Genomic DNA, 15,769 nt, shown 5'->3' with positions numbered 1-15,769 from the left:
CGCGCCAATCGGGACAATCGGCCGCTGTTAGCGGCCCCGGTGCGATCCACCTCCGCCACTTTGCCGTTTGCTGGCGGCAAGCGGTTGCCACTGCCTGGCAGTACAACGCCGCCGCGCGGCTCGGTCATTGCCCGGTTATTTCCCGGACCAGGCAATCAGCGCCTTCTGACTTGAGACGCTGACACAGGCCTCTTGCGGCGGATTCCGGCTGTCCCGGGCCGGCCAGCAGGCGGACCAGGCGGCCGGCCTCCTGATATCGGGCCTCGGCGCTCGCCGGCAAGACTCCGTCTTCACTCAGGCGACGCCAATAGCGCTCGGCATTGCCGCGCTCACCAAAGGCACCCAGTTGCACAAACCAATTCCCGGCCGGTCTGGCGCCAGCGCCAGCAGCCTCCATTCGCACCGGCTCAGGGGCCGTGACGGGAACGTCCATCAGAACCGCCGGCTCGTCGACATCTTCCACCGGCGGAGCGAACCCCGGTGATGGCGACGGCCGCGACGGCCCCGCCTCGGCTTCGGGCACCGACTCCGGTTCTGCCGGAGTCGACGGTTCCAGTTCGTCGAACTCCACCAGCTGACGCCCCTCGGCGGCCAGCAGGAAGTCCTGGTCCCGCAGAACCCCGCCACTGCTACGGGCGTTGATCGGCCCGGGCCGTTCAACCACCCGGTCCCGCCAGGCATCCCCCAACCGCAACTGGTACTGTCCGGGCGGTACCGCCGCAAACAGAAAGAAACCGTCGAAGGCAGTGCGCTGACTGGCCCGTACCTGGCCCTCGGCATCCAGCAACTGCACCACCACCCGTTCCAGCGGAATGCGGTCGTCCTTACCGCCCTGGCCGTAGACATGCCCTTCCAGCTCAAGCGTACGTATGACGGGAAAATCCACCTGACTCCAGCTACCGGGACGAGGCTCAATCGACACCCCCGGGGTCGACGGATTGAGTTCGATGTCCGCCAGGGAGGATGAAACCATGGCAATGTCGGTCAGCCGGTCCGGCCGCAGCCGGTGCAGATAGGCGCGGCCCTCGGCATCGGTCTGCGCGGTCTGCCAGGCCTGCACCGCGTCAATCTGAGCGCCCTGCAACGGCGCCTCACCCGGGTCCAGAACGCCGTTGCCGTTGGCATCCAGGAAGGCTCGGGCGTAGGCCGCACCGTAGCCGGTCTGGGACAGCCGGCTGAACTCAGGCCAGGCGTGACCCGGGCGGGGGTTGATGCTGGTGGACACGCTTACCAGGCCGGTCCAGCGCTCGTTGCTGTCATAGACGATCTGAGGGCTGATCTGGACAACATCCAGCAGCCAGTTGAAGCCGGTCCGGTAGGTGGTGTAATCGGTGAGTGCGCTGTGGGTGATGTCCAGGTTCATCGTCATGCGGGAGTCCACCCGCAGCGTGGCCGAAGAATTAACCGTGCTGATCTCGGTATCCGGTGACAGGTTGTAGCCAACGCCCGCGCGGAATCGCCACGGCCGCAGACTGGTGGAGACGTTGAAGGCACCACCGGTGCGCTGGTCGGTGTCACCAATCAGCTCCTCGCGCTCGTAGAAAAACGACTTGGACAGGCGCCAGCCGGTTTCGGTGCTGTGGGTGGTGCCAATCGACGCCGCCGAGGCACTGCTGCGCTGACGCTCCAGATGGAAGGCGTCCAGGTTGATCGGCAGGGACGCCGCCCGGGTTGCCAGACTGCCGGTCGCACTCCAGCGTTGGCGATCTGACGGCAACTGATCGGCGTCCAGGTCGCCCTTGAGGTAATGGGTGTATCTTAGCGAGCCGGTGGCCTGGCTTCCCATACGACCACGCAGCAGGCCGGTGGCTTCATCCTGCTCCAGGGCCCGATCCTGATAACCGAGGCTGGTCTGCAGGGTGGCGAAGTTGATACTGAGGCCGGCGCTGTAGTCTTCGTGACGCTCATCGTCCACCACAAAGCTGTCGACCCCCAGAGTGGCCACCGCGTTACTCGCCAGGCCAATATTGACATCGCCAAGGTAGCGGGCACTGTCCACATCGCCACGGGCACTTGGCGAACGCACATCGAAGACCGTGCGACCATCCTGGACCGCAGCCAGCTCGTAGCTGACGTCACCCAGCTCAAGACCACTGCGACCGGCGTAAAACACCTGCTCCTCCCGCCGGTTCTCACCAAAGGGACCGTAGAAGACAAACTCGAACCGGTTTTCACCGAACTCCAGGGGCACATTGAGAAACTCGTACTGGGCGTCACCGCCGACCACCTGGAAATCGATCAGCACGCCATTGCGGTAAAGCTCCACCTCCCAGTCCGGCGGGATATCGCCCCGCAGGTCGACCTGTTCGTCCGCAAACAGTCCACTCATCCCCTCCTGGGCGCCACCACCACGGATCAACAGCCCCCGGGCATTGCCCACATCGACATCCCCCACTTCCACGTGCTCCAGCGCAAGCGGGCCATCCAGGTCGGATCGTTCAAGCTGGAAGCGGCCATCGCTGACGTCATCATCCTTGTTGCCACTGACGGCAATGGTGGAAGTCATCCACAGCAGATCCCCGCGGGAGAGGATGGAATAATTGCCCCCCAGGCTGGTACTGGTGTCGTCCTCGTCCTCAAGGACGCTACTGAGGTTAAGGCGAATGTCGGTGGCATGAGGCCCCAGGAACCGATAGGGCGTGGGCTGGAATGGCAGTTGGGCTTCCCGGCTCAGGCCACCGACGCCACCGACCCGGCGGGTACTGGATCGGGCCATCCGCTCCTGCAGGGGAATGGTCTCCCGGGTACTGACATCCAGGGACAGCTGACGGATCTGTGGCGCCAGGGTAATCGGAAACCAGCGTTCCAGGCTGCTGGTGGGCACATACAGATCGCCCTGGAAGGGAATGGCCTCGGCGTCCGCCAGGCTGAAGTTGCGATCACCGGCATTGACCTCACCGGTCGCCCGGTTCAGTGAGAAGCTGCGGGCCTCTTCAACGAACCAGCCACCGGCACGGCCGGCATCGGCGTCGACATTGACCGGAAACTGCAGCACGTCCATCAGCTCAGACAGCGCCAGCAACACCTCATCACCCCGGTGGTAACCCAGGATGGCCGCCCCCAGCGGCGCGCCGTCCAGACGGACATCCAGCAGCAGCTCGTTTTCAATCCGCAGCACAGTCTCGTCATTCACCTGCTGGGCTGAGACCGGCGCCACTGGTACCAGGCCGCCCCACACCAGCAGGCTCACCACCAGTGCCAGGCGGCGATGCAGGGAATGAGGTTGGCGACGTGACATGGGCGGGTCTCCGGACAATGGCTGTCGAAAAGTCGACGTTTCCGGGAACAGCAGCAAGTATCACGCCAATTAGTTAACTCTTCTATCTGTTGCTATTGGGGGCTATTGCTATTGGCAAGCCTCTGTCTATCAGCGGCTCTGAAAGACACGCTCGTCCCAGAGCCGACCGTCGTACTCCGCCACCCCTTCGTAACCAATCCGTATCCACGAGCCGGCAGGTATGGCCGCATCCCTCAGCGGTACGTTCACCACCTTGCGGTCGGTTTCGGTAAACAGGTACAGCTCCTTGCGGCGGCCAATCAGCTCCACCGGGCTGTTGGCGTCCTGCTGCATTTCCACCCTCAGGTCACCGTAACTGCTGCTCTCACCCTGACGACTGAGGGTCACCGCCAGCGACATGTTCTGGTCACCAGTGGCGGGCACCACCTCCACGTTCTCGATGGCCACCTGCGGCGGTGCCACCTGGTGCCGAACAATCACCGGCACCGAGAAGGACATCTGCATGAACAGGCGAAAGCCAATGCCCTCCTGATCCTGACTCCCCATCTCGATCACCCCCGCAGGTTCGGACTCCTCCGCAATCACCTTGAGCTTGAGATGGGACCGATACTCCCCCGGCGCCAGATCGGCAGGCGGGCGGAAGTTCAGCCGCACGGTCTGATTCTCACCGGCGCCGACGGTAATCTGACGTGGCGAAAAGCGGACCATGGCCGCCGCGGATGGCCAGTCTTCACCTTCTGCCACCGGCTGATAGGTGCCCTCGGGGCTCATACGTTTGTCTTCCCAGCTCAGCCGGTAGGTCTTGGGGCCGTCGCTGGTGTTGCGCAGGACCAGGGTCGCCGAGCGATTGTTGATGTCCATGGCTGCCCGGGTCGGGCTGATCAGCATCTCTGCCCAGGCCGGCGGCGCCAGCATCACCATCAGCAGGGCCCATATCGGCCAGGCCCGCAGGGAAGGAAGTCTGTGCATGGTCACGAGCTCTCCACAAGTCATTGGTTAGGGTCAGTAGGACACGGTGATGGTATAGGTCCCCTCGTAAGTACCCGCTGGGTAGACGACCTCGGTCGCCGTAATCTGGGTACTGAGGGTGCCCCCAACGCGAATCTCCAGGGCACCAAATTCATCGGTGCGGCCACTCTGATCCGGCAGGGTTGCCATCGCATTGAGGATGAAGTGGGGACCGGCAGGAGCCTGAGTATGCCGGAGCAGCACGTCCGTGGCTGATACAGTAATATCCAGCTCCCGGAAGGGCGCAGCCCCACTGACCGCAACCACACCGGGCGTGGGCTGAGTCAGCGACACAATACGGGCGTTGCCAGCGTTGGTCACATCCCGACGACCATCAGGAAACAGCCTCAGGCTGGCCTGATCATCCGGTGTGCCAACCGCGTACAACACACCAAAGTTGAGCCGGTCGGCTTCCGTCAATTCAAAACTGCTGCGCACCTCGCCTGCAAAGGTGACGTTCTCGCTGACCGTCACGTAGTCACTCAGGCTGGGTTCCCAATAGTGAAACCGAAGCTGGGCATTGCCGCTGTAGGGCGCATCTTCATAGCTACCGCCATTGCCGGAGGTGCTAAAGCTGGCGCCAAGCTGGAACTCAACTTCCCCAAGCTCGTTGGTACGCACCGAACCGGTATCGTAGCTGCCAACAGAAAGTAGCTCGGGTATGCCGGTGCCTCCGGCAGACAGGGTGATGTCATCGATTTCGACATCAATATTGGTGTTGGGCGGAAACCCCGTCAGACGATAACGACCGGGCTGACCGACCGCCACCACCACGATGTCACCAATCACATTGAGATTGCGGCCGGAGCGGGGAAACTCCAGCACCGATACGCTGCCATTGCCGGTGATGGCAATGGTGCCAAAATCAAAAACGCTCAGCTCTTCGATTTCGGTGGCCGCCCGGACCGGTGACAGGGCCAGCAGCCAGGCAGAAAGAGCCACAAAAAAGAGGTGCCAACGAGGCACCTCCTGTCGATGGGTCAGCGACGTGGCGTGGCGATAACCCCGCCCCGTCACGCCCGAGGCCTTAGAATTCGGCTGTGACCTCAAAGGTTCCCTCATAGGTTCCGGTTTCATACTGGGTACGTGTACCGCTGTCATCAGTGAAAACCTCTGCACCAATACCGAAGGTAACGGCAGTTGCGCCGAAGTCCGGGTCAATGGTCACCGGGGCACCGGGAACCGCAGGACCGCCAGACTCAACGCCGTCGGTGATATCGCCCACGGTGAAGTTGGCCAGGTAGAGCCGCGCCACGTTCGGGTCCCCCGTGGTGCCGCCCAGACGAACTTCTACCACATTCGCCAACGTGGCGATGTCATCCGGGTTGGCCCAGGTGCTGGCATCAAATGCCGCTGTCGGTACGTTAACAATAAAGTTCTGGTCGGTCGCTACGGATGCCTGAGCCGCGGTCTGGCCGCCAAGGCTGGTGATCACCTGGTCCGTCTCGCCCGGGGTAAAGGAACCGTCCGGGTTCAGTACCAGGGTACCGATACCGGTGCCGTCGGTGGCGTTTACAAACAGTGTACCCAGGCTCATCGGTGCGACAACAGTCACTTCCAGAGTATTCTGAACATCCGCAGTCACACCAAAGTCTGCGGCGTAACTGGAACCCGCGCCGATGGCGAGACCGCCAGCAGCAACCCCCAAACCGATCTTGCGCATCATCACATTACTGATTGTCTTTGTCATACCAAAACCCCTTAGGTTTTATGCCCATTGGTTAGAGGGCCCAAGTCAAATTGTCTGCTCCCGAGGAGGAGCTGCGCCCTTGGCAGAGTTCATCAACGGAACCGCCAGCGCTCTCTGAGTTTTACGACATCCATGTACAAAACTTAATGAACCCACTTCCCGGTCACTGAATCGGCCCACCTGAAATCAGACTGACGGCCAAATTACGGCTTACTTTTCAACAGCCTGGAAGATCGTAAAGCTTTGTCAAAACATATCCTTCCGTCGTTGCCTCCTGCGCTGCCCAAGCACATCGCACAGACTCAATGCCTGCTGATGCTCAATTCCGGGCTGCCCCCTGCCAACGGCCACCGTCCATTTCACGGGCACGCTTGTCAGCACCTGTTTGGTTTGGGGTCATGATTGGCTATCGGACACCTTTCCAAAAACTTAACAGCAGTTAACAAATTTTTCCTATGAAAAATGTAAGCCTTGGCAACCAATCTGAACACAAATCATCAGCAAGGCTACATAGGGCGCAGGGATGTAAGGACATATTTCCGGCCTCCCCGCATCTCGCCTACTGCCCGGGCTCACCAAAACGCAGTGATGACGGGCTCTGACGGTGACGTCCAGGCAGCACAGGAGTACTCTGGAAGCTGATCGCCGTGACAAACTGATACTGGAGTTCACCGTGCCTGCCTCGGACACTGTCTGCCGTCTGACCCTCGGCCTTGGCGTACTGATCGCCACCACTCACACTCTGGCCGCGCCGTCACCGGTCGCGGGCGCCCGCGCCAGCGCCATGGCGGGCACGGGCGTCGCGGTGGCACAGCCGGCTGCCGCCAACCTGACCAACCCGGCCATGATGGCCAGCCGCTACCATGCCCGCGGTAATGAGGTTGACCTGATTCTCCCCAGCTTCACCGTCCAGTTGGCGGATGACGAAGACGTCGTCGACCAGATCGACCGGGTCCAGGACACCATTGACCGGCTGGAAAACAGCGCCCGCCAGCAACAGATCCCGCAGGCCCAGGCCGCAGCCAAAGACCTGGACAATCAGCTCCGGGCACTGGATCGGGATACCGCCCGCCTGGATGCCGGACTCGCCTTCAGCCTGGCGGTGCCCTCACCAGACCTGTCGGTTGGGGTATTCAGCCGCGCCAGCGTTCGCTTCACCGCGCGCGGCGATATCAGCGACGAGGATCTGGCGCTGCTGCAACTGGTGGAAGACGATCCGCTGGCAGCAGCGGCCGCAATAACGATCTCCGACGACCTGCAATCCAGGGGACGCACCCTCGCCGCCTCGATCGCGGAAGTCGGAGTTGCCTTCGCCAGGAGCATTCGCCTGGCGGAAGACCAACACCTGGCCCTGGGCGTCACCCCCAAATGGGTGCGGATGGAAACCTTCGAGTATGACGTGCGGGTCGACGAATTCGACGAGGACGACTTCGATCGTGATGAGAACCGTACCGATGACAGCCAGCTAAACCTCGATCTGGGTGCGGCCTACACCTTTGGTGAACGCCAACAGTGGAATGCCGGCCTGGCCATCCGCAACCTGGTGCCAATGGACCTGCAAAGCCGCGGTGGGCTGACATTCGAGGTGGACCCCAAGGTAACCGCGGGCCTCGCCCATCACGGGGTCTATCACGTGGTGACCGCAGAACTCGACCTCACCGAGCAGCCGGGCTTTGGCTTCAGCGATGACCAGCGCTGGCTGGCCCTGGGCGCGGAATTCGATGTGGCAATGCTGGCCCAGGTGCGCCTGGGGCTTCGTCACAACCTAGCGGGAGAGGATCAGCACCGCGGCGTGGAGGAAGACAGCCAGCTCACCCTGGGCCTGGGCCTCAGCCCCTTCGGCGCCCGCCTGGATATCGCCGCCGTGCTCAGCGATACCGAGCAGGGCGGCGCGATTGAGCTGGGTTGGCGTTTCTAGCCTGGCTCGGCATAATCCCGCAACAGCCGAGCTGCATCCGACAGGGTTTCCCGCTACGAGCCCCCGGGCAGACACCTCGGCAGCACCAAGTCAGGGGCAGAATTAAGGAGCACTATGGAGATCTACCTCGTCGGTGGCGCGGTGCGCGACGACCTGCTGCAATTACCGGTCAAGGACCGGGACTGGGTGGTGGTGGGCGCAACCCCCGAAGACATGCTGGCCAAGGGGTTCAAACAGGTCGGCGCAGACTTCCCGGTGTTCCTCCACCCCGACAGCCATGAGGAGTACGCCCTCGCCCGCACCGAACGCAAGCAGGGCCACGGCTACCACGGCTTCACCGTCTACAGCGCACCGGACGTCACCCTGGAAGACGACCTGATCCGCCGGGACCTCACCATCAACGCCATGGCCCGGGATCAGGCAGGCCAGGTAGTGGACCCCTTCAATGGTCAGGCCGACCTTAAAGCCCGACGGCTTCGTCACGTCTCGCCCGCGTTCAGTGAGGACCCGTTGCGCATCCTCCGTACCGCCCGCTTTGCCGCCCGTTTCGCGCCGCTGGGTTTTACGGTCGCGGAGGAGACCCAGGCACTGATGGCGAGGATGACCGCCGATGGGGAGGTGGCCCATCTGGTCGCGGAGCGGGTCTGGCAGGAGATCCAGCGGGCCCTGCACGAACAGGCCCCGGAGGTATTCTTCCAGGTCCTGAGGGACTGTGGCGCCCTCGAGGTCCTGATACCGGAACTCGCCCCGGCTGAGACATTCAACCAGGCCATGGCCACGCTCCGGTGCCTGGCCCCCACAGCCGCGACCACCGAGATGCGGCTCGCCGGCCTGCTGTCGCCGCTGACAGCCAGGATCGCCCAGGCCCGAGCCAAGGCCTTGAAGGCCCCCAACGACGGTATCCAACTGACCGCACTCGTTGCCGGGCAGGGACCGGAAGCCGCGTGTATCGTCAACCAACCTGACGCCGAGGCCCTACTGGGCTGGCTGGAGCGCGTCGATGCCTGGCGCAAAGCTGACCGCTTTGAACGCCTGCTGCAGACCTGCCGCTGCACCCACGCCGCTCTGACCGCCGACCAGGCCGACTGGCTGAGTAAGGCCCGCGACCTGACCGCCCGGGTGGATGCTCAGGCGCTGATGGCAGAGGGCCATCAGGGCAAGGCATTGGGAGACGCCATCCGCAAGGAGAAGCTGGCGCGGCTCCAGCGGTTAACCCAGAACGCCGTTTACTAGTGTCCCGTCTGGCTCATTCGTTGGCTTACTGCTTGTCTCTGAGGGTTCTGACCAAGGCGCCGCTGTGCCGATGTGGTGGTTCCACATCAAACAGTGGCAACACAGGCTCAGAGCCCTCAGAGACAAGCCCTTCGGGAGCCACTGACAACCCGAATAGCGTTGTTGTACTGTCTCGATTTGGAACCACCAAACCGTCACCAGCACGCCTAGCTCTTCGGGTTGTCAGTGGCTCAGTAAGTCAACGAATGAGCCAGACGGGACACTAGGAAGCCACCATGACCCATCAGCAGGACCAGAAATCACCGGTTGTTCTCATCACCGGCGCGGCCCACCGGCTTGGCGCCACCATGGCCCGCCACCTGCACCAGCGGGGCTGGCGGGTGCTGATCCACTGTCGCTCCCGCCGCGCCCAGGCCGACGCTCTGGCCCGGGAGCTGAACCGGCAGCGAAAGGGTTCCGCCACCACCCTGGCGGCGGACCTTGCCGATCTCAACCAGGTTGAGGCACTTGCGCAACAGGCCGTCGACCAATGGGGGCGCCTGGACGCTCTGATCAACAACGCGTCGGAGTTCTTCCCCACCCCGGTTGGCGAAACCAGCGCCGACGATTGGTCGCGACTGTTACACACCAACCTGCGGGCGCCCTATTTTCTGCTGCAGGGCTGCCAGGCGGCACTCACGGCAACCCAGGGCGCGGTGATCAACCTGATCGACATCTACAGCGAGCGGCCACTGGCGGATCACCCGCTCTACTGCGCCAGCAAGGCCGGCCTGGCGGCCCTGACCCGCAGCTGGGCCAACGACCTGGGCCCGGCGATTCGGGTGAACGGGGTCTCCCCCGGCGCGATCCTGTGGCCGGACCAGGACGATGGTTACCGTCCTAACGACGACAACGATGGCAACCCCGCCAACGATGACGGCGACTACCGCCAGGGCATCCTCCGCCAGACCCCGCTGGGCCGGACGGGGACACCGGAGGACATCGCCGGTGCGGTGGCCTATCTGCTGTGCGACGCGCCCTTCGTGACCGGGCAGATCCTGTCCGTCGATGGCGGCCGCAGCCTGAGCCTGTAGCTCACACCGGCCAGCAGGTACAATGAACGACTTTCTGAGGTCCGCACCATAAACGCCGCATACCATAACGCCGGACCGCCCAATCAATCAGGAGAATTGCCATGCGTGACGTAGTCATTGTTGCCGCCAAACGTACCGCCATCGGAAGCTTCGGTGGTGGCCTGTCCAGCCTGCGGGCCGACCAGCTCGGTGCCGCGGTGATCCGCAACCTGCTGGAGGAAACCGGCGTGGCCCCCGAGCAGATCAACGAGGTGGTGCTGGGCCAGGTACTCACCGCTGGCAGTGGCCAGAACCCGGCTCGCCAGGCTGCCATCCATGCCGGCCTGCCGGCCTCGGTTCCCGCCATCACCATCAACAAGGTGTGTGGCTCCGGGCTGAAAGCGGTCCATATGGCGGTGCAGGCCATCCGCTGCGGCGATGCCGACATGATCATTGCCGGTGGCCAGGAAAGCATGAGCCAGTCTCCCCACGTGGTGCCCAACAGCCGTAACGGCCAGCGCATGGGCAACTGGACCATGATCGACACCATGGTGCACGACGGCCTCTGGGATGCCTTCAACGACTACCACATGGGCATCACCGCGGAGAATATCGTCGACAAGTACGACATCAGCCGCGAGGAGCAGGACGCCTTTGCTGCCGCCTCCCAGCAGAAAGCCGTAGCAGCCCAGCAGGCGGGTCATTTCAGCGGCCAGATCGTGCCGGTGAGCATTCCCCAGCGCAAAGGCGACCCGGTGGTGGTGGATAAGGACGAATGCCCCCGTGATGGCGTCAGCGCCGATGGCCTCGCCAAGCTGCGCCCGGCATTCCGCAAGGACGGCTCCGTGACTGCCGGTAACGCCTCTTCACTCAACGACGGCGCCGCGGCGGTGATGGTGTGCAGCGCGGAGAAAGCCCAGGCCCTGGGCCTGACGCCGCTGGTAACCATTCGCGCCCACGCCAGTGCCGGCGTCGACCCCACCATCATGGGCACCGGCCCGATTCCCGCCAGCCGTCGCTGTCTGGAGCGGGCCGGCTGGTCGGTGGACGATCTGGACCTGGTGGAGGCCAACGAGGCCTTTGCCGCCCAGGCCATCTCCGTCAACCGGGATCTGGGCTGGGATACCGACAAGGTCAATGTGAACGGTGGCGCGATTGCGCTGGGCCACCCCATCGGCGCCTCCGGCTGCCGGGTACTGGTCACCCTGATTCACGAAATGATGCGGCGCGATGCCCACAAGGGCCTGGCAACCCTGTGCATTGGTGGCGGTATGGGCGTGGCCCTCGCTGTTGAGCGGTAATGGCCCTGCTCAATGTGGTGCTGTACGAGCCGGAGATACCGCCGAACACCGGCAACATCATCCGGCTCTGCGCCAACACCGGCTGCCAGCTGCATCTGATCGAGCCGCTGGGCTTCAGCCTGGAGGACAAGCAAATGCGCCGGGCGGGACTGGATTACCGGGAGTACGCCTCAGTCCGGGTGCACCTGGACTACGCCAGCTTTCTGGAACGGGAACAGCCGCAACGGCTGTTCGGCCTCACCACGCGGGGACAGCGCGGCTACCATGAGGTTCACTACGAAGACGGTGACTACCTGATGTTCGGCCCCGAAACCCGCGGTCTGCCGGCGGCGGTCCGCGAGGGTCTGGCGGAAGACCGGCGGCTGCGGGTGCCAATGCGGGCGGACAGCCGCAGCCTCAATCTGTCCAACACCGCCGCGCTGGTGGTTTACGAAGCCTGGCGCCAGCTGGGCTTTGCCGGTGGCGCTTGAGCGCGCGGTGCGGGGGAAGACGTTAAAGCCCCCGGTTAACTAACCTGCGCCCATGGCGGCAGCCATGGGCGCGAACGACGCCCCCGAGGTCCCCAGTGGCACCACCATGGGGTAGCCTTCCGGCAACTGCTCCACCCGGGCCCGCAACCCGTAGACCCGCTCCAGCATGGCTGGCGTGAGGACGTCCCCGGGGCAGCCATCTATCCGGGTTTGGCCCCGGGACATCACCACCAGACGATCGGCGTAGGCGGCCGCCAGGTTGAGATCGTGCACCACCGCCAGGATGGCGTAGCCCTGGTCACTCGCCAGTTCCCGCAGCAATCCGAACACCAGCTGTTGCTGGGCCGGATCGAGGGCGGAGGTGCATTCGTCCAGCAGCAGCAACCGGGGCCCGGAACTGTGCCAGAGCTGGGCCAGTACCCGCGCCAGCTGCACTCGCTGCTGCTCACCGCCGGACAGGGTTGAAATCAGCCGGTCAGCCAGCGCCGCCACCTCCAGTCGCCTTAGCAAATGCTCGATCAGCTCATCCCGCTCTTCCTGGCTGCCACGGCAACAACCGAGGGCAACAATCTCGCGGGCGGTGAACGGAAAGTTCACTTCCACCCGCTGGGGCATCACCGCCCGGTGCCGCGCCAGCTCAGGCCGACGCCAGACCTGCAGGCGCTTGCCGGCGATGTGCACCCGTCCACTCTGCAGCTCCAGATCGCCGGAGGCGACTTTCAGCAATGAGGATTTGCCCGCGCCGTTGGGGCCCAGCAGCGCCAGAAGCTCTCCCTGCTGCAGTGACAGCGACGCCTGGCTCAGTACGGTCTTGCCACCCAAACTGAGGCTGACGTCGTCAATCTGCAAGACCCGGCCTACATCGAACACCATCAGCTCACCCTCATTCGCATCAACAGAAACAGAAAGAACGGGCCGCCCAGCAGCGCCATCATCAGCCCGATGGGCAACTCCGCCGGCGCCACAATGACCCGCGCAATGCAGTCCGCCCCCACCAGCAGCGCGCCCCCGGCGAGGGCGGAGCCTGGCAGCAGCAGGCGATGGCCGGCGCCCACCAGTTGCCGCAGCAGATGCGGCACCACCAGGCCCACAAAGCCGATCAGCCCGGTCACCGCCACTGCCGCTCCCGCACCCAGTGCCACCAGCAGGATCGCGCCGCGCTTGATCCACACCACCGAATAGCCCAGGTGGCCGGCGACCGCCTCGCCCATGGTGAAGGCGTCCAGCGGTCTTGCCAGCCAGGGCGCCAGCACCAGTGCCAGCAGCATCCACGGCCCCGCCACCACCAGGTCGTCCCAGCGCGCCTGCCCCAGGCTGCCCATGTTCCAGAAGGTCAGGGAGCGGAGCTCACCGTCGTCGGCATGGAAGGTCAGCAACCCGGTGATCGCGGCGGCGATGGCGTTGATGGCGATCCCCGCCAGCAGCAGGGTGGCCACCGAGACCTGGCCGGAGCGGCTGGCAATGCGCCAGGCCAGCAGCGTGGTGCCGGTGGCCCCCAGGAACGCGGCCACCGGGATCGCCCAGCGACCGGCAAACAGGGTCCAGCCCGACAGCCAGGTGCTGCCCAGCACAATCACCGCCACCGCAGCCATCGCCGCGCCACCGGACACCCCGATCAACACCGGGTCCGCCAACGGGTTGCGAAACAGCCCCTGCAGGATTGCGCCGGACACCGCCAGCACCGCCCCGGTCAGGAACCCCAGCAGCAGCCGCGGCATACGAATATCGAACAGCACCATCTGTGCCGCGGTGTCACCGGCATTGCTGTTTGCCAGCAATGCCAGTACCTGCCTGGCTGGCAGCGGGTAGGCACCACTGGTCAGTGACAGCAGCGCCACCGCCAGTGACAGCAGCAACAGCGCGGCATACACCGGCGCCGGCGGCAGGCGCCTGACCGTTGCCTCAGTCGTCATGGCCCGACACGGGCTGACTCGGCAGGATCTCGTTCACCTCTGCCAGCGCGTCCGCCAGGCGCGGGCCATACCCCAGCAGGAACATGCTGTCGCCGGTGTAATGGTGGCCGCTGCTCCAGGCCGGCAGCTGCGCCAGTTCCGGCCAATCCTCTATCCGGAACTGGCCCGGGGTCGCTTCGGCGATGATGATCGCATCGGGGCTGGCACTGATGATTGCCTCCCGGCTTGCCGGCTTGTAGCCCGTCACCGTCGCCACGGCGTTGTCGGCGCCCAGGCTCTGGATAAAGGCATCAGCCCCGGTGTCGGCGCCACCAAACACCACGCCATGGTTACCGGCAGACATGATCAGCAGCACCCTCGGCCGCCAGCCCCGGGCCTCGACGTCTTTGGCAAGTGCAGCGAAGTCATCGGCCATTTCCGCCACCAGCGCGGCCGCCTCCGTCTGTTTGCCAAGCAGCTCACCCACCCGGGTGACCCGCGCCATGGTGGCCTCGGGCGAACGGGCCAGCGGCAGCTGTTCCACCTCCACGCCGGCGGCCGCCAGACGCTCCAGGGTCTGTTTCGGCTGGGCCTCCACGGTGGTGATCAGCCGATCCGGCTGCAGCGACAGCACGCCTTCAAATGGCAGCGCCCGCAGATAGCCAACCTTGGGCAGGCGGCGGGCCTCTGCCGGATAGACACTGGTGGTGTCTACCGCTACCAGAGCCTCTTCGCCCCCCAGGGCATAGATGGTTTCGGTGATGGCGCCGTTGGCACTGACAACCCGAAGATCGGATGCCGGGTCTGCCGCCTGGGCCACCGATGTCAGCAGCGTCAGAGCAGCCAGCAGGGTTATACGCATAACGCCTCCTCCAGAGCCCACACTTCCGCCCGCCAGGCTTCCGATTCCGCCTGCCCGGGTTTGCGCTTGCCAAACACGGTGATCACCAGCTCGCCGTCGGCGTTGTAGCCTTCCACCGAGGTGATGGTGCCGTCGGTGGAGGGCCGTCGGGTCACCCACCAGGCGGTGATGCCGTCGGTGTTGGCATGCAGGTTGAAACCAGGGTCCAGCACGTTCATCCACGGTCCGGTGCGGCGCAGGTTACTGACGGTGCCGGTAAAGATCTGCACGATGCCGGGATTGCCCACAAACACCATCACCGGGCATTCACTGCGCTGCACCTGGTGCAACAATAGATCCAGCGGCGATGGTGCCAGTTCGGGCTGGGTCTGCAGCTGTCGGCACCAGTCCGGCCCCATCAGCTCTACCGCCGTCAGCCGGTCCACCTTGTTGCGCTTGAGCATGGCGTGGAAGTGATGGACGTCCTTGAGCGCGGCCCAGTCCGCCTGTAACGGTGCCAGCTCAACCTCGGCGACCGGTGTTCGGGGCTGGGGCGCCGGCGCCGGATTCAGTACCGGAGCCAGCGCCGGTAAGGTATCGGCGTCGGCCTGAAAGCGCGCTACCAGCGCCTCCCAGGCTTCGGCATCGGTGCCGTCGGTGCGGTAGATCTTGTGCACCGCCCGACCATGACCATCGAAGAACTGCAGGCTCTCGCGGGTGCCACCGCGTCCGGATTCCAGCACCCGGTAGCCGTAGTGCCAGTTATTGAAGAACACCCGCACATCGATGTCCCCCACGGCCAGCCCCATGGCCCCGGAGCCCCCCACCTTGAAGTCGTGGAAGGCGGCGGTTACTTCATGGACAACCTGCTCGTTGCGACTGAGGATCATCACCTCCCCAACCGGGTCCATCGCCTTGAGCAGGCCGCCAAAGTCGGCCACCAACGGAGTGACCGAGCCGGCTTCACGGCACAGCAGCAGCTCCAGTTCACTCACCCCCAACTCGCGGGCGGCGTTGCGAATCCGCAGATTGGGCTGTTCCGCCAGCAACGCCTGCCAGCGCTGGGCCAGCGTGTGATCGATCGGCGCCTGTGGCACTTCTGAAATGGTATCCATCGCAGCCATGC

General features: G+C 64.3%; 13 protein-coding genes. 5 read left to right on the top strand and 8 right to left on the bottom strand.

The genetic code is table 11. The annotated features are described in order from the left end of the window. Nucleotides 1-124: 124 nt before the first annotated feature. From MLD24_RS00465 to MLD24_RS00450, 4 genes are all read right to left on the bottom strand, one after another. Nucleotides 125-3,238 (bottom strand): SPOR domain-containing protein, encoded by a 3,114-nt coding sequence (locus tag MLD24_RS00465; protein ID WP_248163167.1) that lies wholly within the window; start codon nt 3,236-3,238, stop codon nt 125-127. A gap of 129 nt (nt 3,239-3,367) precedes the next feature. Next, nucleotides 3,368-4,207: a fimbrial biogenesis chaperone gene (locus tag MLD24_RS00460; protein WP_227174115.1), complete on the bottom strand. Its 840-nt coding sequence runs from the start codon at nt 4,205-4,207 to the stop codon at nt 3,368-3,370. Nucleotides 4,208-4,240: 33 nt separating this feature from the next. Next, nucleotides 4,241-5,263 (bottom strand): DUF4402 domain-containing protein, encoded by a 1,023-nt coding sequence (locus MLD24_RS00455; protein ID WP_227174114.1) that lies wholly within the window; start codon nt 5,261-5,263, stop codon nt 4,241-4,243. Nucleotides 5,264-5,273: 10 nt separating this feature from the next. Then, a complete protein-coding gene (locus MLD24_RS00450; RefSeq protein ID WP_248163166.1) occupies nt 5,274-5,936 on the bottom strand; it encodes a hypothetical protein in 663 nt (220 codons plus the stop codon). A 673-nt stretch (nt 5,937-6,609) separates the two neighbouring features. Here MLD24_RS00450 and traF point away from each other — a divergent pair. From traF to trmL, 5 genes are all read left to right on the top strand, one after another. Beyond that, nucleotides 6,610-7,854: a conjugal transfer protein TraF gene (traF, locus tag MLD24_RS00445; protein WP_248163165.1), complete on the top strand. Its 1,245-nt coding sequence runs from the start codon at nt 6,610-6,612 to the stop codon at nt 7,852-7,854. A gap of 114 nt (nt 7,855-7,968) precedes the next feature. Next, a complete protein-coding gene (locus tag MLD24_RS00440) occupies nt 7,969-9,087 on the top strand; it encodes a tRNA nucleotidyltransferase/poly(A) polymerase-related protein (RefSeq protein WP_248163164.1) in 1,119 nt (372 codons plus the stop codon). A 275-nt stretch (nt 9,088-9,362) separates the two neighbouring features. Continuing rightward, complete coding sequence (locus MLD24_RS00435) at nt 9,363-10,160, top strand: pteridine reductase (RefSeq protein WP_248163163.1); 798 nt, start codon at nt 9,363-9,365, stop codon at nt 10,158-10,160. 101 nt (nt 10,161-10,261) lie between these two features. Next, entirely contained in the window at nt 10,262-11,440 is a 1,179-nt protein-coding gene (locus tag MLD24_RS00430; RefSeq protein ID WP_248163162.1) for an acetyl-CoA C-acetyltransferase, read from the top strand. Nucleotides 11,441-11,445: 5 nt separating this feature from the next. Next, nucleotides 11,446-11,910 (top strand): tRNA (uridine(34)/cytosine(34)/5-carboxymethylaminomethyluridine(34)-2'-O)-methyltransferase TrmL, encoded by a 465-nt coding sequence (trmL, locus tag MLD24_RS00425; protein WP_248163353.1) that lies wholly within the window; start codon nt 11,446-11,448, stop codon nt 11,908-11,910. A gap of 39 nt (nt 11,911-11,949) precedes the next feature. Here trmL and MLD24_RS00420 read toward each other — a convergent pair whose 3' ends face one another. Genes MLD24_RS00420 through MLD24_RS00405 form a run of 4 tightly spaced genes read right to left on the bottom strand, consistent with a single transcriptional unit; the run spans nt 11,950 to nt 15,767 of the window. Continuing rightward, a complete protein-coding gene (locus MLD24_RS00420) occupies nt 11,950-12,783 on the bottom strand; it encodes a heme ABC transporter ATP-binding protein (protein WP_248163161.1) in 834 nt (277 codons plus the stop codon). Then, nucleotides 12,783-13,823 (bottom strand): FecCD family ABC transporter permease, encoded by a 1,041-nt coding sequence (locus MLD24_RS00415; protein WP_248163160.1) that lies wholly within the window; start codon nt 13,821-13,823, stop codon nt 12,783-12,785. The genes MLD24_RS00420 and MLD24_RS00415 overlap by 1 nt, the downstream gene beginning before the upstream one ends. Then, a complete protein-coding gene (locus MLD24_RS00410) occupies nt 13,813-14,664 on the bottom strand; it encodes a heme/hemin ABC transporter substrate-binding protein (RefSeq protein WP_248163159.1) in 852 nt (283 codons plus the stop codon). The genes MLD24_RS00415 and MLD24_RS00410 overlap by 11 nt, the downstream gene beginning before the upstream one ends. Further along, nucleotides 14,655-15,767, bottom strand: a complete 1,113-nt coding sequence (locus MLD24_RS00405) for a hemin-degrading factor (protein WP_248163158.1) — start codon at nt 15,765-15,767, stop codon at nt 14,655-14,657. The genes MLD24_RS00410 and MLD24_RS00405 overlap by 10 nt, the downstream gene beginning before the upstream one ends. Between the last annotated feature and the right edge of the window lie 2 nt (nt 15,768-15,769).

It is taken from the genome of Marinobacter xestospongiae (genome assembly GCF_023156385.1).
Classification (GTDB): Bacteria; Pseudomonadota; Gammaproteobacteria; order Pseudomonadales; family Oleiphilaceae; genus Marinobacter; species Marinobacter xestospongiae.
Note: the sequence above shows the minus strand (reverse complement) of the source record. Positions and strands in the feature narration are given on the sequence as shown.